The sequence below is a fragment of the Vibrio sp. 10N.247.310.17 genome, from assembly GCF_041466605.1.
In the GTDB taxonomy this organism is placed as follows: Bacteria; Pseudomonadota; Gammaproteobacteria; order Enterobacterales; family Vibrionaceae; genus Vibrio; species Vibrio tasmaniensis_A.
The window spans coordinates 1-1166 of sequence record NZ_JBFSTC010000230.1 but is presented as its reverse complement, the minus strand read 5'-3'; the positions used below and the strand labels follow the sequence as shown (position 1 = coordinate 1166).

Genomic DNA, 1166 nt, shown 5'->3' with positions numbered 1-1166 from the left:
AAGTTATTCATGAATCACTAATATTAGAATTCCTGAAACTCATTTTTGCCCCATTGTAATCTAGACCTTTTACTCATTCACAATCTGTTCATGAGCTTTTCCCCTACGAAAGGTTATCTGAAGCAATGTGTTGTCAAAGTTATATGCAAAGGCTATTTACCCCGTCATATCTGTTGGTATTGTTGAAGGTTAAAAAGAAAGAAGGCATTATTGGCCCATAAAATACGGACAGTCGACATATAGAAAGCGTTATGAGCTTCCAAGAATAGAAGGAAAATATGGCAGTTTTAGAAATTCTGACTGCACCAGATCCAAGGCTTAAGGTCAAAGCGGAAAAGGTGCAAGATCTCTCCACGGTACAAACATTAATAGACGACATGTTGGAAACGTTATATGCGACTGACAATGGTATTGGTTTGGCTTCAACTCAAGTTGGTCGTAAAGAGGCCGTTGTTATTATTGACCTTTCCGAAAGTCGAGATGAACCATTAGTTTTGGTTAACCCTGAAGTGGTTAGCGGCTCGGATAAAACATTGGGTCAAGAGGGTTGTTTATCAGTTCCTGACTATTATGCCGACGTAGAGCGTTTTACTTCAGTTGTTGTGTCTGCTTTAGATCGCGAAGGTAAACCAATGACCATCGAAAGTGATGAGTTTCTAGCTATCGTAATGCAGCACGAAATAGATCATTTGTCGGGTAACTTGTTTATTGACTATCTTTCACCACTTAAGCGTCAAATGGCTATGAAAAAGGTTAAGAAGTACGTTAAAGCGCACTCTTAACTTCCGCCTATCAATATAGGTAATTACATCCTGTTGGCTGCGTGAGTAGCCAATGCTTTTCGAACAACAAAGTTATCTGCTTCGCTTTGTCATTTCGGTCATTAAACATTGCTTACGACAAACACATATAGAAGATCTCTTATTGTGGTCTCTCCGCAGCCAACCACTATTGGCTAGGCCATTAGACATTTATCGGTTGATAATTACGGTACGACAGAATCGCTTGGTGATCACACGAGCTAGCCATCGTGACTAACTCAGAGCTGCCCCAAAATGAGCCATATAGGGATTGAACTCAGGTTCAAACTCAGGAACTTGCCTTACTTTCCCGGCTCTTCTCCGCTTAGATGAGTCTATAAATTAACAATAAAATCAATAAAGCAT

1 protein-coding gene is annotated in these 1166 nt (G+C 40.0%); it reads left to right on the top strand.

Annotated features, from left to right (window positions below):
- Window positions 1–278 precede the first annotated feature (278 nt).
- Window positions 279–782: a peptide deformylase gene (def, locus tag AB6D80_RS25055; RefSeq protein ID WP_016785410.1), complete on the top strand. Its 504-nt coding sequence runs from the start codon at window positions 279–281 to the stop codon at window positions 780–782.
- Window positions 783–1166 lie beyond the last annotated feature (384 nt).

Excerpts from the sequence above, each read along its gene's own strand:
- def (WP_016785410.1), top strand. The coding sequence starts at position 279 with ATGGCAGTTTTAGAAATTCTGACTGCACCAGATCCAAGGCTTAAGGTC.